General features: G+C 66.5%; 4 protein-coding genes. 2 read left to right on the top strand and 2 right to left on the bottom strand.

The window, feature by feature from the left end; all coding sequences use genetic code 11:
• Nucleotides 1–6: 6 nt before the first annotated feature.
• On the top strand, nucleotides 7–1,656 hold the full coding sequence (locus E3U47_RS22440; protein ID WP_134693779.1) for a cyclic peptide export ABC transporter: 1,650 nt from the start codon (nucleotides 7–9) through the stop codon (nucleotides 1,654–1,656).
• A gap of 114 nt (nucleotides 1,657–1,770) precedes the next feature.
• Complete coding sequence (locus tag E3U47_RS22435) at nucleotides 1,771–4,242, top strand: TonB-dependent receptor (protein WP_134693778.1); 2,472 nt, start codon at nucleotides 1,771–1,773, stop codon at nucleotides 4,240–4,242.
• Nucleotides 4,243–4,312: 70 nt separating this feature from the next.
• Here the strand turns inward: E3U47_RS22435 and E3U47_RS22430 are convergent, their stop codons facing one another.
• On the bottom strand, nucleotides 4,313–5,272 hold the full coding sequence (locus tag E3U47_RS22430; RefSeq protein ID WP_134693777.1) for an alpha/beta hydrolase: 960 nt from the start codon (nucleotides 5,270–5,272) through the stop codon (nucleotides 4,313–4,315).
• A gap of 57 nt (nucleotides 5,273–5,329) precedes the next feature.
• On the bottom strand, nucleotides 5,330–15,736 hold a 10,407-nt coding region (locus E3U47_RS22425; RefSeq protein WP_134693776.1), incomplete at its 5' end, for a non-ribosomal peptide synthetase.

Below are 15,736 nucleotides of genomic sequence, written 5' to 3'. Positions count from 1 at the left end.
CTCGACATGACCGCAAAAAACCGCGGGGCGCTCGGCCAGCTGTTCCCGCTGCTGCGCCCATTCTGGCCCATCGTGGCCATATCGATCGTCCTGGGCATGATTGGCGGCCTGAGCGTCACCGCGCTGCTGGCCACCATCAACAATGCCTTGCACCAGGAGGGCGGCCTGGGCCAGGGCGCCCTGCTGGCCTTCGCCGGCCTGTGCGTGACCGCCCTGTGCTGCTCGATCCTCTCCGACATCGGTACCAACCATGTCGGCCAGAACATCATCGCCAGCCTGCGCAAGAGCCTGGGGGAGAAGGTCCTGGCGGCGCCGATCGACCAGATCGAGCGCTATCGCAGCCATCGCCTGATCCCGGTGCTGACCCATGACGTCGACACCATCAGCGACTTCGCCTTCGCCTTCGCGCCACTGGCCATCTCTTTCACCGTGACGCTCGGCTGCCTGGGCTACCTGGCGATGCTGTCCTGGCCGATGTTCCTGCTGTTGATCGTGGCGATCGCGATCGGCATGGGCGCCCAGTCCATCGCCCAGTCCATCGGCCTGAAGGGCTTCGACAGCGCCCGCGCCGCCGAGGACGACCTGCAGCGCCAGTACAATGCGATCGCCGACGGCGCCAAGGAACTGCGCATCCACCGACGTCGTCGCCACCGCATGTTCGTGCATGGGGTGCAGGCCACCGCCGACTTCATCTGCCGCACCCAGATCCGCTCGATCAATACCTTCGTCATCGCCAAGTCGTTCGGCTCCATGCTGTTCTTCGTGGTGATTGGCGTCGCCTTGGTCATGCAGTCGCTCTGGCCCGCCGACAACCCGGCGGTGATGAGTGGCTTCGTGCTGGTGCTGCTATACATGAAAGGCCCGCTGGAACACCTGATCGGCACCCTGCCGATCATCGGTCGCGCGCGTATCGCCTTCCAGCGTATCGCCCAGCTGTCCGAGCAGTTCTCCTCGCCCGAGCCGCACCTGCCGCTGACCGACAACACGCCCAGCCCCCAGGCGATACACAGCCTGGAACTGAGCAACGTGCGCTATGCCTTCGACCCGGTGCCCGGCGCCACGCCGTTCTGCCTGGGGCCGGTGAACCTGCGCATCGAACAGGGCGAGATCACCTTCATCGTTGGCGAGAACGGCTGTGGCAAGACCACACTGATCAAGCTGCTGCTGGGCCTGTACGCGCCGCAACAGGGTGAGGTACGCCTCGATGGCAAGGCAGTCCAGGCCGAGCAGCGCGATGACTACCGGCAGCTATTCACCACGATCTTCGCCGACTACTACCTGTTCGATGACATCGTCCAGGGTGACCAGCACATCCCCGAAGACGCCAACGCCTACCTGCAACGCCTGGAGATCGCCCACAAGGTCAGCGTGCAGGACGGCCGCTTCACCACCACCGACCTGTCGACCGGCCAACGCAAGCGCCTGGCGTTGATCAACGCCTGGCTCGAAGAGCGCCCGATCCTGGTGTTCGACGAGTGGGCCGCCGACCAGGACCCGACCTTCCGCCGCATCTTCTATACCGAGCTGCTGCCGGACCTCAAGCGCCTGGGCAAGACCATCATCGTGATCTCCCACGACGATCGCTACTTCGATTTCGCCGACCAGCTGGTGCGCATGGAAGCCGGCCGGGTGGTCAGCGAACGCGCCCTGGCCTGACCCCAAACCACGAATCGCAGGAAACTTTTCCGGTTTCCTACGATTCGTGCGTCTCATTCCCCAGTAGTAATAATTCTCAATTAGACTGCCACCCCAACTACGGACAAGACTCGAATGAGCAGCCCCGACATACGTGCCCCTCGCTCCCGCTTCCCTCACCCGAAGACCTTGCTTGCCCTCGGTGTCACCCTGGCGCTCAGTTGCACCCAGGCGCATGCCGAGGTGGTCGAGCTGAACATTCCTGCGCAGTCGCTTTCCAGCGCCCTGCAGGCACTCGGACACCAGGCCAACCTGCAGATTCTGTACAGCCCGGACACCGTCGGCAGCCTGCGCGCCAATGCGATACAGGGCCGCATCGACAGCATCGATGCGCTGCGCCGATTGCTCCAGGGTACCGGCATCACCTACCAGGTCGAAGGCAACGTGGTGACCCTGAACGGGGGATTTGACACCAGCAGCGGCGCGATCAACCTCGACACCACTTCGGTCACCGCCTCGCAGTTGGGCAACATCACCGAGAACACCGGCTCCTACACCGCCGGCGCGGTCACCGTGGGCGGCAAGACCCCTACCGCCATGCGCGAGATCCCGCAGTCGGTATCGGTGATTAGCAGCCAGCGCATCGAGGACCAGGGCTTGCACAACGTCGAGCAAGTGCTCAAGCAGGCCCCCGGCATCACCCTGGTCGGTGGCAACGACAACGATGTGCAAATCTACTCGCGCGGCTTCAAGGTCAGTAGCTTCACCACCGACAGCGGCGCGCCGTCGATGCGCGAGGAGACCTACCAGACCCTGCCGGACATGATCCAGTACGACCACGTCGAAGTGCTGCGCGGCTCCGACGGCATGAACACCGGCAACGGCGAGCCTGGCGGCACCATCAACCTGGTGCGCAAGCGCGCCCTGGACCACAACCAGGTCAAGCTCGCCAGCTCCGCCGGCAGCTGGGCCAACTATCGCCAGGAAGTCGACGTGACCGGCCCCATGGGCTTCGACGGCAAGCTGCGTGGCCGCTTCGCCGCCGCCTACGAGGACCGCGACTACTTCTACCACGGCTCCAACAGCCAGAAGCAGGCATTCTTCGGCGTGCTCGAAGCCGACCTGACGCCGGACACCCTGCTGACCTTCGGCGGCAGCTACGAAAAACGCGACATGGACGGCTACTGGGACCAGGGCCTGGTGCGTTCCAGCAGTGGCGAAGACCTGGGGCTGTCGCGCAAGACCTCGCTGGCCGCCGACTGGTCGTCCGCCAACAACGAACGCATGGAAGCCTTCACCAAGCTCGAGCAGGCCTTCAACGAGAACTGGAAAGGCGAGTTCAGCTACACCTTCAGCAAATTCAACACCAGCCACGACCTCGGCCAGGTCATCAGCCCACCGAACCTGCAGGCCGGCACCCAGGCCAACTTCCAGCGCATCCTGCGTGACTACGAGAACGTCCAGCAGCTGTTCGCCGCCAACATCCACGGCACCTTCGAGGCGTTCGGCCGCGAGCACGAGCTGCTGATCGGCGCTGACCACTCGAACATCCACCGGATGTACGCCGACCACAGCACCAACACCGAAGTCACCCCGGTGGACCTGTACAACACCGACATCGGTTCGCTGCCCAAGGGCAGCCACCCTGGCCTGTTGTACACCTTCCCGACCTGGGACGCGAAGAAGACCGGCGGCTACATGACCCTCAAGGCGCAACTGACCGATCCGCTCAAGCTGATCGTCGGTGCCCGCTACAACGACTTCGAGGACGCGCTGTTCAGCGTGGTGCCCAACGCGGACGGCAGCACCTCGACCTACACCTCCGGTGGCAAGGACTCCGGCAACATCACCTACTACGGTGGCCTGGTCTACGACGTCGACGAGAACTGGTCGCTGTACACCAGCTACTCGGAGATCTACCAGCCACAGACCAGCATGCTCAGCAGCTCGTTCGGCCCGATCGCGCCAATCGAAGGCAAGACCTACGAGGTGGGGGTGAAAAGCGCGTTCTACGACGGGCGCCTGAACTTCTCCAGCGCCCTGTACTACGTCAAACGTGAAAACGAAGGCGTGTACATCGGTGGCCCGTCCACCGCGGCCAACTCCTGCTGCTACGTCAACGGTGGCGAAATCGTCAGCCGTGGCTGGGACACCGAGATCAGCGGCGAACTGTTGCCGGGCTGGGAAATGTCCGCCGGCTACACCTTCAACATGAACGAGTACCGCAAGTCCGGTACCGCCGACAACGTAGGCAAGCCGCTCAGCTCGCAGACGCCCAAGCACCTGTTCAAGTTCTTCACCACCTACCAGCTGCCGGGCGACCTGGAGCGCTGGAAGGTCGGCGTAGGCGCCAATATCCAGAGCCGCAACTACATCCAGGGTGAAGTGGTGCGCGACAGTGTCAGCACCCCGTTCGCCTACGAGCAGGCCGGCTACGCAGTATGGAACAGCCTGCTCGAGTACCGCATCGATCAGCACTGGACCGCCGCGGTCAACGCCAACAACCTGTTCGACAAGCGCTACTACCAGACCGTCGGCACCAGCGAGAAAGGCAACTGGTACGGCGAACCACGCAACTACATGCTGACCCTGCGCGGCACCTTCTGACTCAGCCCCAGGCAAGCGAAAACGCCCGATGCAGCGCTGGCTGCATCGGGCGTTTTACATTGTGCGCGGTTCAGGCCGACAAGTAGCGGCGAATCACCCCCGCCAACTGTTCATGCACCTGCTCCACCGCCGGCACCACGCTGCGCATGCGCAGCAGGTCGTGGGTCAGCTCGCGGTACTCCAGCAACTCCACCTGCACGCCGCTCTCGCGCAGGCGTCGGGCGTAGGCCAGCCCCTCATCGAGCAGCGGGTCGAAACCTGCCACCGCCACCACCGCCGGCGCCGAGCCGCTCAGGTCCTCGGCCAGCAATGGCGAGAAACGCCAATCGCGGCGGTCCTCGGCGCTACGCGCGTACTGCTGGTAGAACCATTCCAGGGTCGGGGCTTCCAGCAAATAGCCTTCGGCGAACAGCGCCATCGACTCGCTGGCCTGCGATGCATCGGTCATCGGGTAGCACAGCAGCTGCAGGCACGGGGTCAGCGGCGCCTCGGCGCCCAGGCGCGCGGCCTCGATCGCCAGCACCGTGGCCAGGCTGGCGCCGACGCTGTCGCCAACCAGCGCCACCCGGGCCAGGTCGATGCCCATCGCCGGCGCCTGGGCCTTGAGCCAGTGCAGTACATCGGTGCAATCGTGCAACGCGGTGGGGAACTTGTGCTGCGGCGCCAGGCGGTAGCCCACCGCCAGCACCGGGAAGCCGCTGCGCTGGCACAGCTCGCGGCACACGCCGTCATGGGAGTCGAGGCTGCCCACCACGTAGCCGCCGCCATGCAGGTACAGCACCAGGCCATGGGGGCCGGCGCCCAGCCCATGCGGGCGGTACAGGCGTAATTCCAGTGCCTGGCCGTCGCGGCTGTCGATGTGCAGGGCCTGCACGTCCAAGTCCTGTGGGGCCGGCCAGCTGAGCTGCCGGGTGGTCTGTTCGAACGCCGCGCGGGCTTGTTCGGCGCTCATCTGGTGGAAGGCCGGTTGGCGCGCCTGGGCTTCATCGGCCAGGTCGAGAAACGCGCCGATATCGGGATGCAGGGTCATGTGAAATTCCTGAAAGTGGGCAACGCACGCCCGGCGAGGGGCGTGCGTGCAGTCGGATCATGCCGGCGTGGTGTGCGCCAGGCAGTGCTCGATCATGTGCAGCAGCTCCTCGCGGAACGCCTCCATCAATGCCTCGACCGTGCTCGCGCGGTAACGCCGGGTACTGTAGAAGCACAGCAACGACATTTGCCCGTCGTACACCTGGCCGGTCACCTCCAGCCAGTTGCTCATCGGAGCCCGTGGCGCAAACTGGGCACCAGAGCTTTCGCTGGCCGGCGACAACAGCCCGTCCTCCTCGAAGGTCTGGTCGAACTGCCCCATGTAGTTGAAGGTCACCCGCGCCTCTGGCAGGCCAGCGAAGCGCTCGGCGATCTCCGGCGCCGCCATGTGCCGCAGGATGCCGTAGCCCAGGCCCTTGTTCGGGACCTGCGCCAGCTGCTGGCGAACCGCCTTGATCGAGCTGCCGAAGTCCGCGCCCAGCCCCGGCTGCAGACGCAGCGGGTACATGCTGGTGAACCAACCCAGGGTGCGGCTCAGGTCCAGCGCCTCGAACAGGTCCTCGCGGCCATGGCCCTCGAACTGCAGCAGCACCGACTCGGCCTCGCTCCAGCGACACAGCACGCGGCTCAACGCCGTGAGCAGGATGTCGTTGATCTGGGTCTGGTACACCGCCGGCACTTCCTTGAGCAACCGCGCTGTCTCGCGCTCGCTGAGCTTGATCTGGGCGCTGGCCTCGAACTGCATCTCGTTGCGCCCGCGCGGGTTGTCGCAAGGCAGCTCGGTGCTGGTCTGGTCGAGCTGCGCGAGCCAGTAGTCAAGCTCGTTCGCCGCCAGGTTGGGCGCCTCGCCTTGCAACGACTCGGCCCAGGAACGGAAGCTGCTGGTACGGATCGGCAGCACCGCCTCGTCCCCCGCGGCGCAGGCCGCATAGGCCTGCTGCAGGTCCTGCAGGAGGATGCGCCAGGACACCCCGTCGATCACCAGGTGGTGAATGGCGATCATCAGGCGGCTTTCGCCGTCGGCCATCTGTGCATGCACCACGCGAATCACCGGCCCGTCGACCAGGTCGAGGCTGCGCTGCGCCGCGTTGACCAGCTCGTTGAGCGCCTGGGCATCGGCCACATCCCGATGCCAGATCCATTCACAGCTGCCGGCCAGGGTGTCGTAGTACTGGTACCAGCGACCGTTTTCCTGGCGGAAGCGCAGGCGCAGGCTGTCATGGTGGCGCACCACCTGCAGCAAGGCCTTTTCCAGGGCCACGCCATCAAGCGGCTGGCTGGCGCGCAACATCAGCGACTGGTTGAAGTGATGCGGCGCCTCCATCTGCTGGTCGAAGAACCACTGCTGGATCGGTATCAGGTTGAACAACCCCTCCCCGGCCAGTTGCGTGAGGTCCTGCTGCGGGCCACGACGCTGGGCCGCGCCCTGGTCGAACAGCGCTTCGATGCTCTGGTGGCGCATCAGGTCGCGCAGCTTGAGGTCCATCTCCAGGGTCGGGTGGTTACGCACTCGGGAAATCACCTGCAGGCTGAGGATCGAGTCGCCACCCAGCTCGAAGAAGTTGTCGGTGATGCCCACCTGCTCCACCTGCAGCACGTCCTCCCAGATCTGCGCCAGCCACTGTTCGCGCGGGTTGCGCGGTGCCACGTAGCGGGCCGCCTCGAACTGTGGCTCGGGCAGGCCGCGGCGGTCGATCTTGCCGTTGGGTGTCAGCGGGAAGCGCGCCAGGCAGACGATCTGCGCCGGCACCATGTACTCCGGCAGCACCTGGCGCAGGGCCGCCTTGAGTTCGTTGCCCAGCCCTTCGCCGGCGGCGCTCACCACGTAGCCGATCAGTTGCTTGCCCGAGGGGCTTTCGCGAGCGATGACCAATGCATCATCCACCTGCGCCTGTTGGCGCAGACGGGCCTCGATCTCGCCCAGTTCGATACGGAAACCGCGGATCTTGACCTGATGGTCGATACGGCCAACGTAGTCGATGATCCCGTCGGCGCGCAGGCGCACCAGGTCGCCGGTGCGGTACAGGCGGTCGCCGTCGGCGCTGAACGGGTTGGGCACGAAGCGCTCGGCACTGGCGTCCGGGCGGCGGTGATAACCACGCGCCACGCCATAACCGCCGATGTAGAGTTCCCCGGCAAAGCCGGCCGGCAACGGGCGCAGGTCGTCATCAAGCACGTACAACGCACGCGGCCCGACCGCGCGGCCGATTGGCGCGTAGGCCGCCGCGCAGCGCTCCATGCTGTCGGCCTTCCACAGCATGGGCGTGACCACGGTTTCGGTGGGGCCATAGCCGTTGGTGAAGTAGCGCGGCTTGAGCGCGGCCTTGACCTGCTCGTAGGTCTGCTCGGGCACCGCGTCACCACCGAAGCAGTAGATGCGCACCGGCGGCGCCGGCTCGGCGCTGGCCTGGACGAACTCGGCCAGTTGCTTGAGGTAGGCCGGCGGGAAGCAGGCGATGGTGATGCCATGGCGATGCAGGGCCGCGCAGGTCTGCTCCGGCGTCCACAGTTCGTTGTCGCGCAGCACCAGGGTACCGCCGGCCAGCAGCGTGCTCAGCCAGCGCTCATGGGCGCCGTCGAAGGCGAACGACATGAAGTGCAGTTCGCGGCTGTGGGCATCCATTTCATACAGCTCGACGATAGCCTGGCAATGCGCGCTGATCGGCCCATGGGCCACGGCGACGCCTTTCGGGCGTCCGGTGGAGCCGGAGGTGTAGATCAGGTACGCCAGCGAGTGCTCGCGAATCCCGCTCGACGGTGCCTGCGCCGGATAGGCGTGGGTGTCGCAGCGGTCGACTTCGAGCACCGCCAGGGTCGCCGGCAGGTCGAAGCGTGCGCGCAGGGCCTGCTCGGTCAACAGCAGGCTCATGCCCGAATCCTCGATCATGTAGGCCAGGCGCTCCGGCGGATAGTCGATATCCAGTGGTACGTAGGCCGCGCCACTCTTGAACACCGCCAGCAGCGCCACCAGCAGTTCAGGCGAACGCTGCATGGCCACGCCGACCACCCGCTCCTGCCCCGCGCCCTGGGCTTGCAGGGCATGGGCCAGGCGATTGGCCCGCTGCTCGAGGGTGGCGTAGTCCAGGCTGGCCTGGCCACACTGCACGGCGATGGCCTGGGGTTGTCGCTCGGCATGGTGGGCGATCAACTGCGGCAGGTCCAGGGCCTGGTGGCTCGCCTGCGGCGCCGCGCTCCAGCCCTGCAGCGCCTGCTGCTGCGCCGTCGCCAGCCGCGGCAGGTTGCCCAGCGCCAGGTCCGCCGGCGCTTCGAGCAAGGCGTCCAGGGTTTGCTCCATGCACGCGCGGATCCCCTCCACCGCCTCGGCGGCGAAGCTGTTGCGCAGGTACATGTACTCGATGGTCAGGCGGTCGCTGAGGCTGACGGCCAGGTCCATCGGGAAGTTGGTCAGGCCCTGGCTGGCACTGGCGCCGAAACTCAGGCCGGTGTCGATTTCCTCGTTCAGGCGCTCGTCGATCGGGTAGTTCTCGAACACGATGATGCTGTCGAACAAGCCCTGGGCGCCCAGCCCGGCCCAGCGCTGCACGTCCGCCAACGGTGCCTGGGAGTAATCGCGGATGTCCAGGTTGTAGTGCTGCAGCGCGTGCAACCACTGCTCCAGGGGCTGCGTCGGCTCCAGGGTCTGGATCACCGGCAAGGTATTGATGAACAGGCCGAGCATGCTGTCGGCACCCGGCAGGCTCTCCGGGCGCCCGGCCACGGTGGCGCCGAAGGCCAGGGTGGTCTGCCCGGTGTAGCGCTGCAACACCAGTAGCCAGGCAGCCTGCACCAAGGTGTTGAGGGTGATGCGCAGGTCGCGGCAACGTTGCTGCAACTGGGCGGTGCGCGCCGAGTCCCAGTGCGAGTACAGCGCCTGGTGCCCCGACAATGCCACCTCGTGACGCGGATGCACCGCCTGGCTGAGCAGGGTCGGTTCCTCCAGCGGGCGCAGGCGCTCGCGCCAGAACTGCTCCAGGGCGACCCGATCCTGGTTCACCAGCCAAGCGATGAAGTCGCGGTAATGCCCCACCTGCTCCGGCAGCGCCTGCCCGGCATAATGTTGCAGGACCTCGGCGAACAGCCGCGAGCTGCTCCAGCCATCCATCAGGATGTGGTGGCTGGTCCAGATCATCTGGTGCCGCGTCTCGCTCAGGCGCACCAGCAACACCCGGTGCAGTGGCGCGCTGGACAACTCGAAGCCGCGCTCGCGCTCCTCGCGCGCCAGCTCGGCAAGACGTTGCTCGTCCACTGCTGCGTCACGCCAGTCGAGTTCGCGCAGGTCCAGTTCGACATGCCGGTGCACCACTTGCAAGGGTTTGCTCAGCCCGGCCTGCCAGTGGAAGCTGCTGCGTTGCACGGCATGCCGCTCGGTGACGAACATCCAGGCTTGGCGCAGGCGCGGCACATCCAGGCCGTCGATGCTCATGCTCGACTGGTTGATGTACAGCTCGCCATCATCGTCGCTGACGCTGTGGAACAGCATGCCCTCCTGCATCGGCGACAGCGGGTAGATATCCTCGATGTCCACCGCGGCCACCGGCAGTTGGTCAAGGTCGCGCTGGGTCAGGGCCGCCAATGGGAAGTCCGAGGGTGTCACGCCTTGGTTGTGCGGGTCGAGGCAATGCTCCACCAGCCGTTGCAGCTGCGCCTGGTAGCGCGCGGCGAGACGTTGCAGGTCTGCTGCCTGGTAACACCCTTCGAGGGTCCAGTGCAGGTGCAAGCGCTCATCCTGCTGGGTGACCTGCAAATGCAGCCCCGCCGGTGCGTTGACCAAGCCTTGGCCCAGCACTGGCCAGGCATCGGCCGTAGAGGCCGGCCTGGTCGCGTAGGTGAAGGCAATGGCCGGCAGCGGCTGCGCGCCGGCTTGCCCGCCGCGCACGCCTTCCTTGACAGCCTTGATGGCACTGGCCAGGTCGCTTGCCAGCGGCAGGTGCAGGACCTGGCGGCCGGCGAATGGCCCGACGCTGCGCGTCAGGTCGCAGGTCGCGACAAGGCGGCCGGTCTGGGCGGCCACGGCGATCGACGGCAGCTCGCTGTCGGCGCCCAGGCACAACACCAGGGCGGTCAGCAGCAGTTCGCCCGCATCGCTGCGGTAGGCGGCCGGGGCCAGGCCCAGCAATGGCTGGCCAAGGTTGACCGGCAGGCGCTCATCAAGGCTGAACGTCCCTGGTTGCGCCGTGGTTTGCGCCAAGGCCGTCAGGCACGGCGCCACAGGCCCCTGGACGTGGCTCGACGCCGGGCGCTGCGCCAGCCAATGGCGTAGCGAATGCGTCTTGGCCGGCAACACGCGCTGCTCGCAAAGCGCCTGCAGGTCCTGCCCGAGCAGCGTCCACGAGTGGCTGTCGAGCACTTCGCCGGCACCGACCAGCAGCAGGTTGCGCTGCCCCTCGATCACCGGGCCCAGGGCGGCGCGCAATAGAATACCCGCCGTCGGCGCCAGGCCCTCGGCCAGCACCTGGCGCTGCGCGGCCTGCGCATCGCCGTCGATTAGCAAGGGTTGCGCCTGCCAGGCTGTTTGCAGGGCCTCCAGCGGCAAGTACTCGTTGCCCTCCACGGCAACACGCACGCGCAAGCTGTCGTGATGGCCGACCAGCGCCACCAGCGCCTGCTCGAGCCGCGCCCGGTCCAGCGTCGCCGGCACGCGCCACTGCATCCACTGCGCGCCGGCGTCGGCCAGCACCGGCAAGGCCGGCAACGCGCCGCTGAGCGCCTCCTGCTGCCGCGCAGGGTCGCCGCCGTCATGGCTGGCCACCGCCGCCAGCGCGGCGATGGTCTGCTGTTCGAACAGCTGTTTCGGGGTGAACACGATACCGGCGCGACGCGCCCGGCTGACCACCTGGATCGAGACGATCGAATCACCACCCAACTCGAAGAAGTTGTCGCTGATGCCAACGCGCTCAAGGTGCAGCACGTCCTGCCAGATCGTCGCCAGGGTGGCCTGCAGGGCATCGCGCGGCGCCTCGTAGGCTTGCTGCAGTTCGCTGGTGTCAACCTCCGGCAGTGCCTTGCGATCCAGCTTGCCGTTGGGGCTCAGCGGCAGGCGCGGCAAGGCCACCAGGTAGGCGGGCACCATGTAGTCCGGCAACAACGCCTTGAGGTGCTCGCGCAGCGACTCGCGCAACAACGCGGTATCCGCGCCCTGCGCTTGGTCACGCGCCACGTAGTAGCCAACCAGCTGGTGGCCGCTGGCGGCCTTGCGCGCCACCACCACCGCTTCATGCACCTGCGGGTGCTCGACCAGGCGTGCCTCGATTTCACCCAGCTCGATACGGAAACCGCGAATCTTCACCTGGTGGTCGACCCGACCGATGTAGTCGATCAGCCCGTCCTCGCGATAACGAACCAGGTCACCGGTGCGGTACAAACGACCACCATCGACGGCAAACGGGTCAGGCAGGAAACGCTCGGCGGTCAGCCCCGGGCGGCCGAAATAACCGCGCGCCAGCAACTCACCGCCAATCATCAACTCACCGACCACCCCCACCGCGGCGGGTTGGCCATGATCGTCCAGCAGGTACAGGCTGCGCCCTGGCAGGGCCCGGCCAATGGACAGGGTCAACGGCAACGGCTCGCGGCCATTGACGTAGTCGCTGCAATCGAGGGTGCTCACCGTCACCGTGGCCTCGGTCGGGCCATAGGTGTTGAGCAGGCGCACATGGCCCAGGCCCGCGGCCTGCCAGGCGGCCAGGCCTTCAACCGGCATCGCTTCGCCACCGCTGTGCACCTGGCGCAGGCGACCATAGGCGCGTGGCGCCTGGGCGGCGAAGTCCTTGGCCAGCATGTTCCAGTAGGCAGTGGTCAGGTCGACCACACTGATGTCCTTGTCGATCAGTTCGCGGTAGAACGTTTCGCTGTCCCAGATCTCGTTACCGCGCAAGACCACGCTGGCGCCGCAGATCAGCGGCGGATACAACTGCTCGACGAAGCCGTCGAAGTTGAAGGTGGAGAACTGCAGCCCACGGTCCTCGGCGCTCAGGCCGAAGAAACCGACGGACACGAAGGCATGCCGGGTCAGCGCGCGCTGACTGATGCCCACGCCCTTGGGTCGGCCCGTGGAGCCGGAGGTGAACATGACGTACGCCAGGTGTTCGCCATGCACCCGGTTGACCAGGTTGTCGGTGGCGTACCGCGCCCAGTGCTGCGGCTGGTCCAGCAACAGGCGCGGCAAGCTGTCGGGCACCGCCAGGCGGCCAACCACTTCGGCATGGCCAAGCAGCAAGGCAATGCGACTGTCCTCGATCATGCACAACAGGCGGTCCTGCGGGTAGCTGGGGTCGAGCGGCACATAGCCGCCGCCGGCCTTGAGCACCGCCAGCAGGCCAACGATCATCTCCAGGCCACGGTCGGCGGCGATGCCCACCAGCACATCCGGACCCACTCCCTGCTCGACCAGCTTGCGCGCCAGTTGGTTGGCCTGCTCGTTCAGTGCCCGATAGCTCAGTTGCCGGTCTTCGAACAACAACGCCGGGGCCTCGGGCGTGCGCGCTGCCTGGGCTTCGAACAGCACATGCACCGGCTCATCGCTCGGGCAGTCGAACGCCGCCGTGCTCCAGTCATGCACCAGCCGTCGCGACTCATCGGCCTCCAGCCAGGCCAGTTCGCTGAGCGGCGCGTCGGCATCGTCCTGCATCGACGCCAGCAGTTTGACCAGACGGTTGGCCAACTGCGCGGTCATCGCCGCACTGAAGGCCGCGTGGGTGTAGCTGAAGTGCAGGTGCAGGCTGGCCCCGAGGGTGACCGACAGGGTCAACGGGTAGTTGGTCTGCTCGTGATTGTCGATCCCGGAGAAACTCAGCCCCGCCGGTGCCTCCTGCTCGAGCGCCTCGGCGACCGGGTAGTTCTCGAACACCATGAGGGTATCGAACAGCGATTCGGCGCCATGGCCGGACCAACGCTGAACCTCGAACAGCGGCGTGTGCTCGAACTCGCGCAGCGCCAGGTTCTGCGCCTGGACCTGCTGCAGCCACTGGCCGACGCGCTGCTCTGGCAGGGGCGCGGCCACCACCGGCAGCGTGTTGATGAACAAGCCGACCTGCTGCTCGGCGCCACGAACCTCGGCGGAGCGCCCGGCCACCGTGGCACCGAAGGCCACCGCATCCTGTCCGGTCTGGCGCTGCAGCAGCAGCAGCCAGGCCGCCTGGACCACGGTGTTGACGGTGACTTTCTGCTGCCGTGCGAAACCTGCGAGGGCTGCCGTCTGCTGCGCGTCGAGCAGGCGAACAAGCTCGCCATGCCCCTGGGTCGGGGCATCCTTGGCACGCAGGTTGGCCATGGCCTGCACCAGGCGCGTCGGTTCCTCGAGCAGTGCCAGCTGGCCACGCCAGAAGCCCTCGGCCTTGGCCGCGTCCTGACGCTGCAGCCAGGCGATGTAATCGCGATAGCGACCGACCCTGGCCGGCAGCGTGTTGCCGTTGTAGCGCTGCAGTACTTCGGCCATCAACTGCGAATGGCTCCAGCCATCCATGAGAATGTGATGGTGGGTCTGGATCAACTGATAACAGGTGTCGTCCAGCTGCACCAGCAATACCCGCAACAGTGGCGCGGCACCGAGTTCGAAACCTTGCGTCAACTCTGCGTGCGCCAGGGCCTCGAGCGCCGCCTGCTGATCGTCGCGGCCACGCCAGTCCAGGCACTGGAACGGCAGCGCCAGGTGCTTGTGCACCACCTGCACCGGCTCGTCCAGCCCTTCCCAGACAAAGCTGCTGCGCAGTACTTCGTGTTCGTCGAGGGTGGCCTGCCAGGCGGCACGGAAGCGTTGCGGGTCGAGCCCGTCGACCGCCAGGCTCATCTGGTTGAGGTAGTCCCCGCCCTCGGCCTCGTACAAGGTATGGAACAGCATGCCGCGCTGCATGGGTGCCAGCGCATAGATGTCCTCAATGTGCGCCGCCGCTATCGGCAGCTCGTCGAGCTGCGCCTGGGTCAACGCCGCCAGCGGGAAGTCGCTCGGCGTGACGCCGCCGTGCTCTGCTGCCAGGCAATGGGCGACCATCGCCTGCAGCTGCGCGCCATAGGCGTCGGCCAGGGCCTGCACGGTGGCGTCATCGAACTGCTCGGCGCTGAAGGTCCAAGCCATGCTGAAGACGCCGTCGAACACCTGGCCGTTCAGGGTCAGGCTGTTGCCCAGCGGCGCCTCGAGGTCCTGTTCGTCACCCTTGGCGCCCGCGCACAGCGCCAGCAAGGCCGGCTGGTCGGCGTCGCCACCGGCATCGAACTGGCCCAGGTAGTTGAAGGTGATGCCCGCCTCAGGCAGTGCCGCCAATGCCGCACGGCTGGCAGGGTCACCGAGGTGGCGCAGCGCCGAGTAGCCCAGGCCCTTGTCGGGAATGGCACGCAACTGCTCCTTGACCTGCTTGATGGTCGCGCCGATCTCGGCGTGGGCGTCCAGGCGTGCCGGATACAGGCTGGTGAACCAGCCGACGCTGCGCACCAGGTCGATGTCATCGAACAACGCCTCGCGACCATGGCCTTCCAGCTGCACCAGCACTGCATTGTTGCCGGTCCAACCGGCGATCACCTGCGCCAAGGCACTGAGCAACAAGTCGTTGACCTGGGTGCGGTAGGCCGCTGGCGCCTGCTGCAACAGCTGGCGGGTGACGACCGGGTCCAGTTGGGTATGCACGGTCCGTGCATGGCGGCGTGCCAGGCTGCCGGCGCGGTCCAGCGGTAGCGCCGTGGCCAGGCCTTGCAGCTGGGTTTGCCAGAATTGCAGCTCGGCTTGCCGACGCTCGTCGCGGGCATAGCCCTGCAGACGCTCGGCCCACTTGCGCACCGAGCTGGTCTTGGCCGGCAGCACGGTGGCCTGGCCGTCGACCAGCGCCTGGTAGGCGCGCTGCAGGTCCTCGAGGAGGATGCGCCAGGACACGCCATCGACCGCCAGGTGATGGATCACCAGCAGCAGTCGTTGCTCACCCTCGGCACAATCGACCAGCACGCCGCGCACCAGGCGGCCCTGGCCCAGGTCGAGGCTGCGCTGGGCTTCGTCGCCGATGGCCTGCAAGGTGTGCTCGTCATTGGCCGTGGCACGCCACAACAGTGGCTCGCGCTGCCACAGCGCCTGCACGGCATCCTGGTCGAGGAAGCGCGCCTGCCAGCCTTCGGCCTGCTCGACGAAGCTCAGGCGCAAGGCATCGTGATGGCGCACCAGCGCTTGCAGTGCCTGCTCCAGCAGTTCAGCCTGCAATGTCTCGCCGGCCTTGAGCAGGACCGACTGGTTCCAGTGATGGCGTTCGGGGATCTCGGTGTCGAAGAACACCTGCTGGAACGGCAACAGCGGCGTGTCGCCCTGCAGGGGGCTCTGGTCGATCGCCAGTGCCGCCTCGCCAACCCGGGCGCCCCCGGCCAATTGCTGCACGGTCTGTTGCTCGAACAGATCCTTGGGAGTGAAGCGGATACCGGCCTGACGCGCCCGGCTGACCACCTGGATCGAGATGATCGAGTCACCGCCCAGCTCAAAGAAGTTGTCGTGCAG

The sequence above is a fragment of the Pseudomonas sp. RIT623 genome, from assembly GCF_004519305.1.
Taxonomy (GTDB): Bacteria; Pseudomonadota; Gammaproteobacteria; order Pseudomonadales; family Pseudomonadaceae; genus Aquipseudomonas.
The sequence above is the reverse complement of the archived record's forward strand: the minus strand, read 5'-3'. Positions and strand labels throughout refer to the sequence as shown.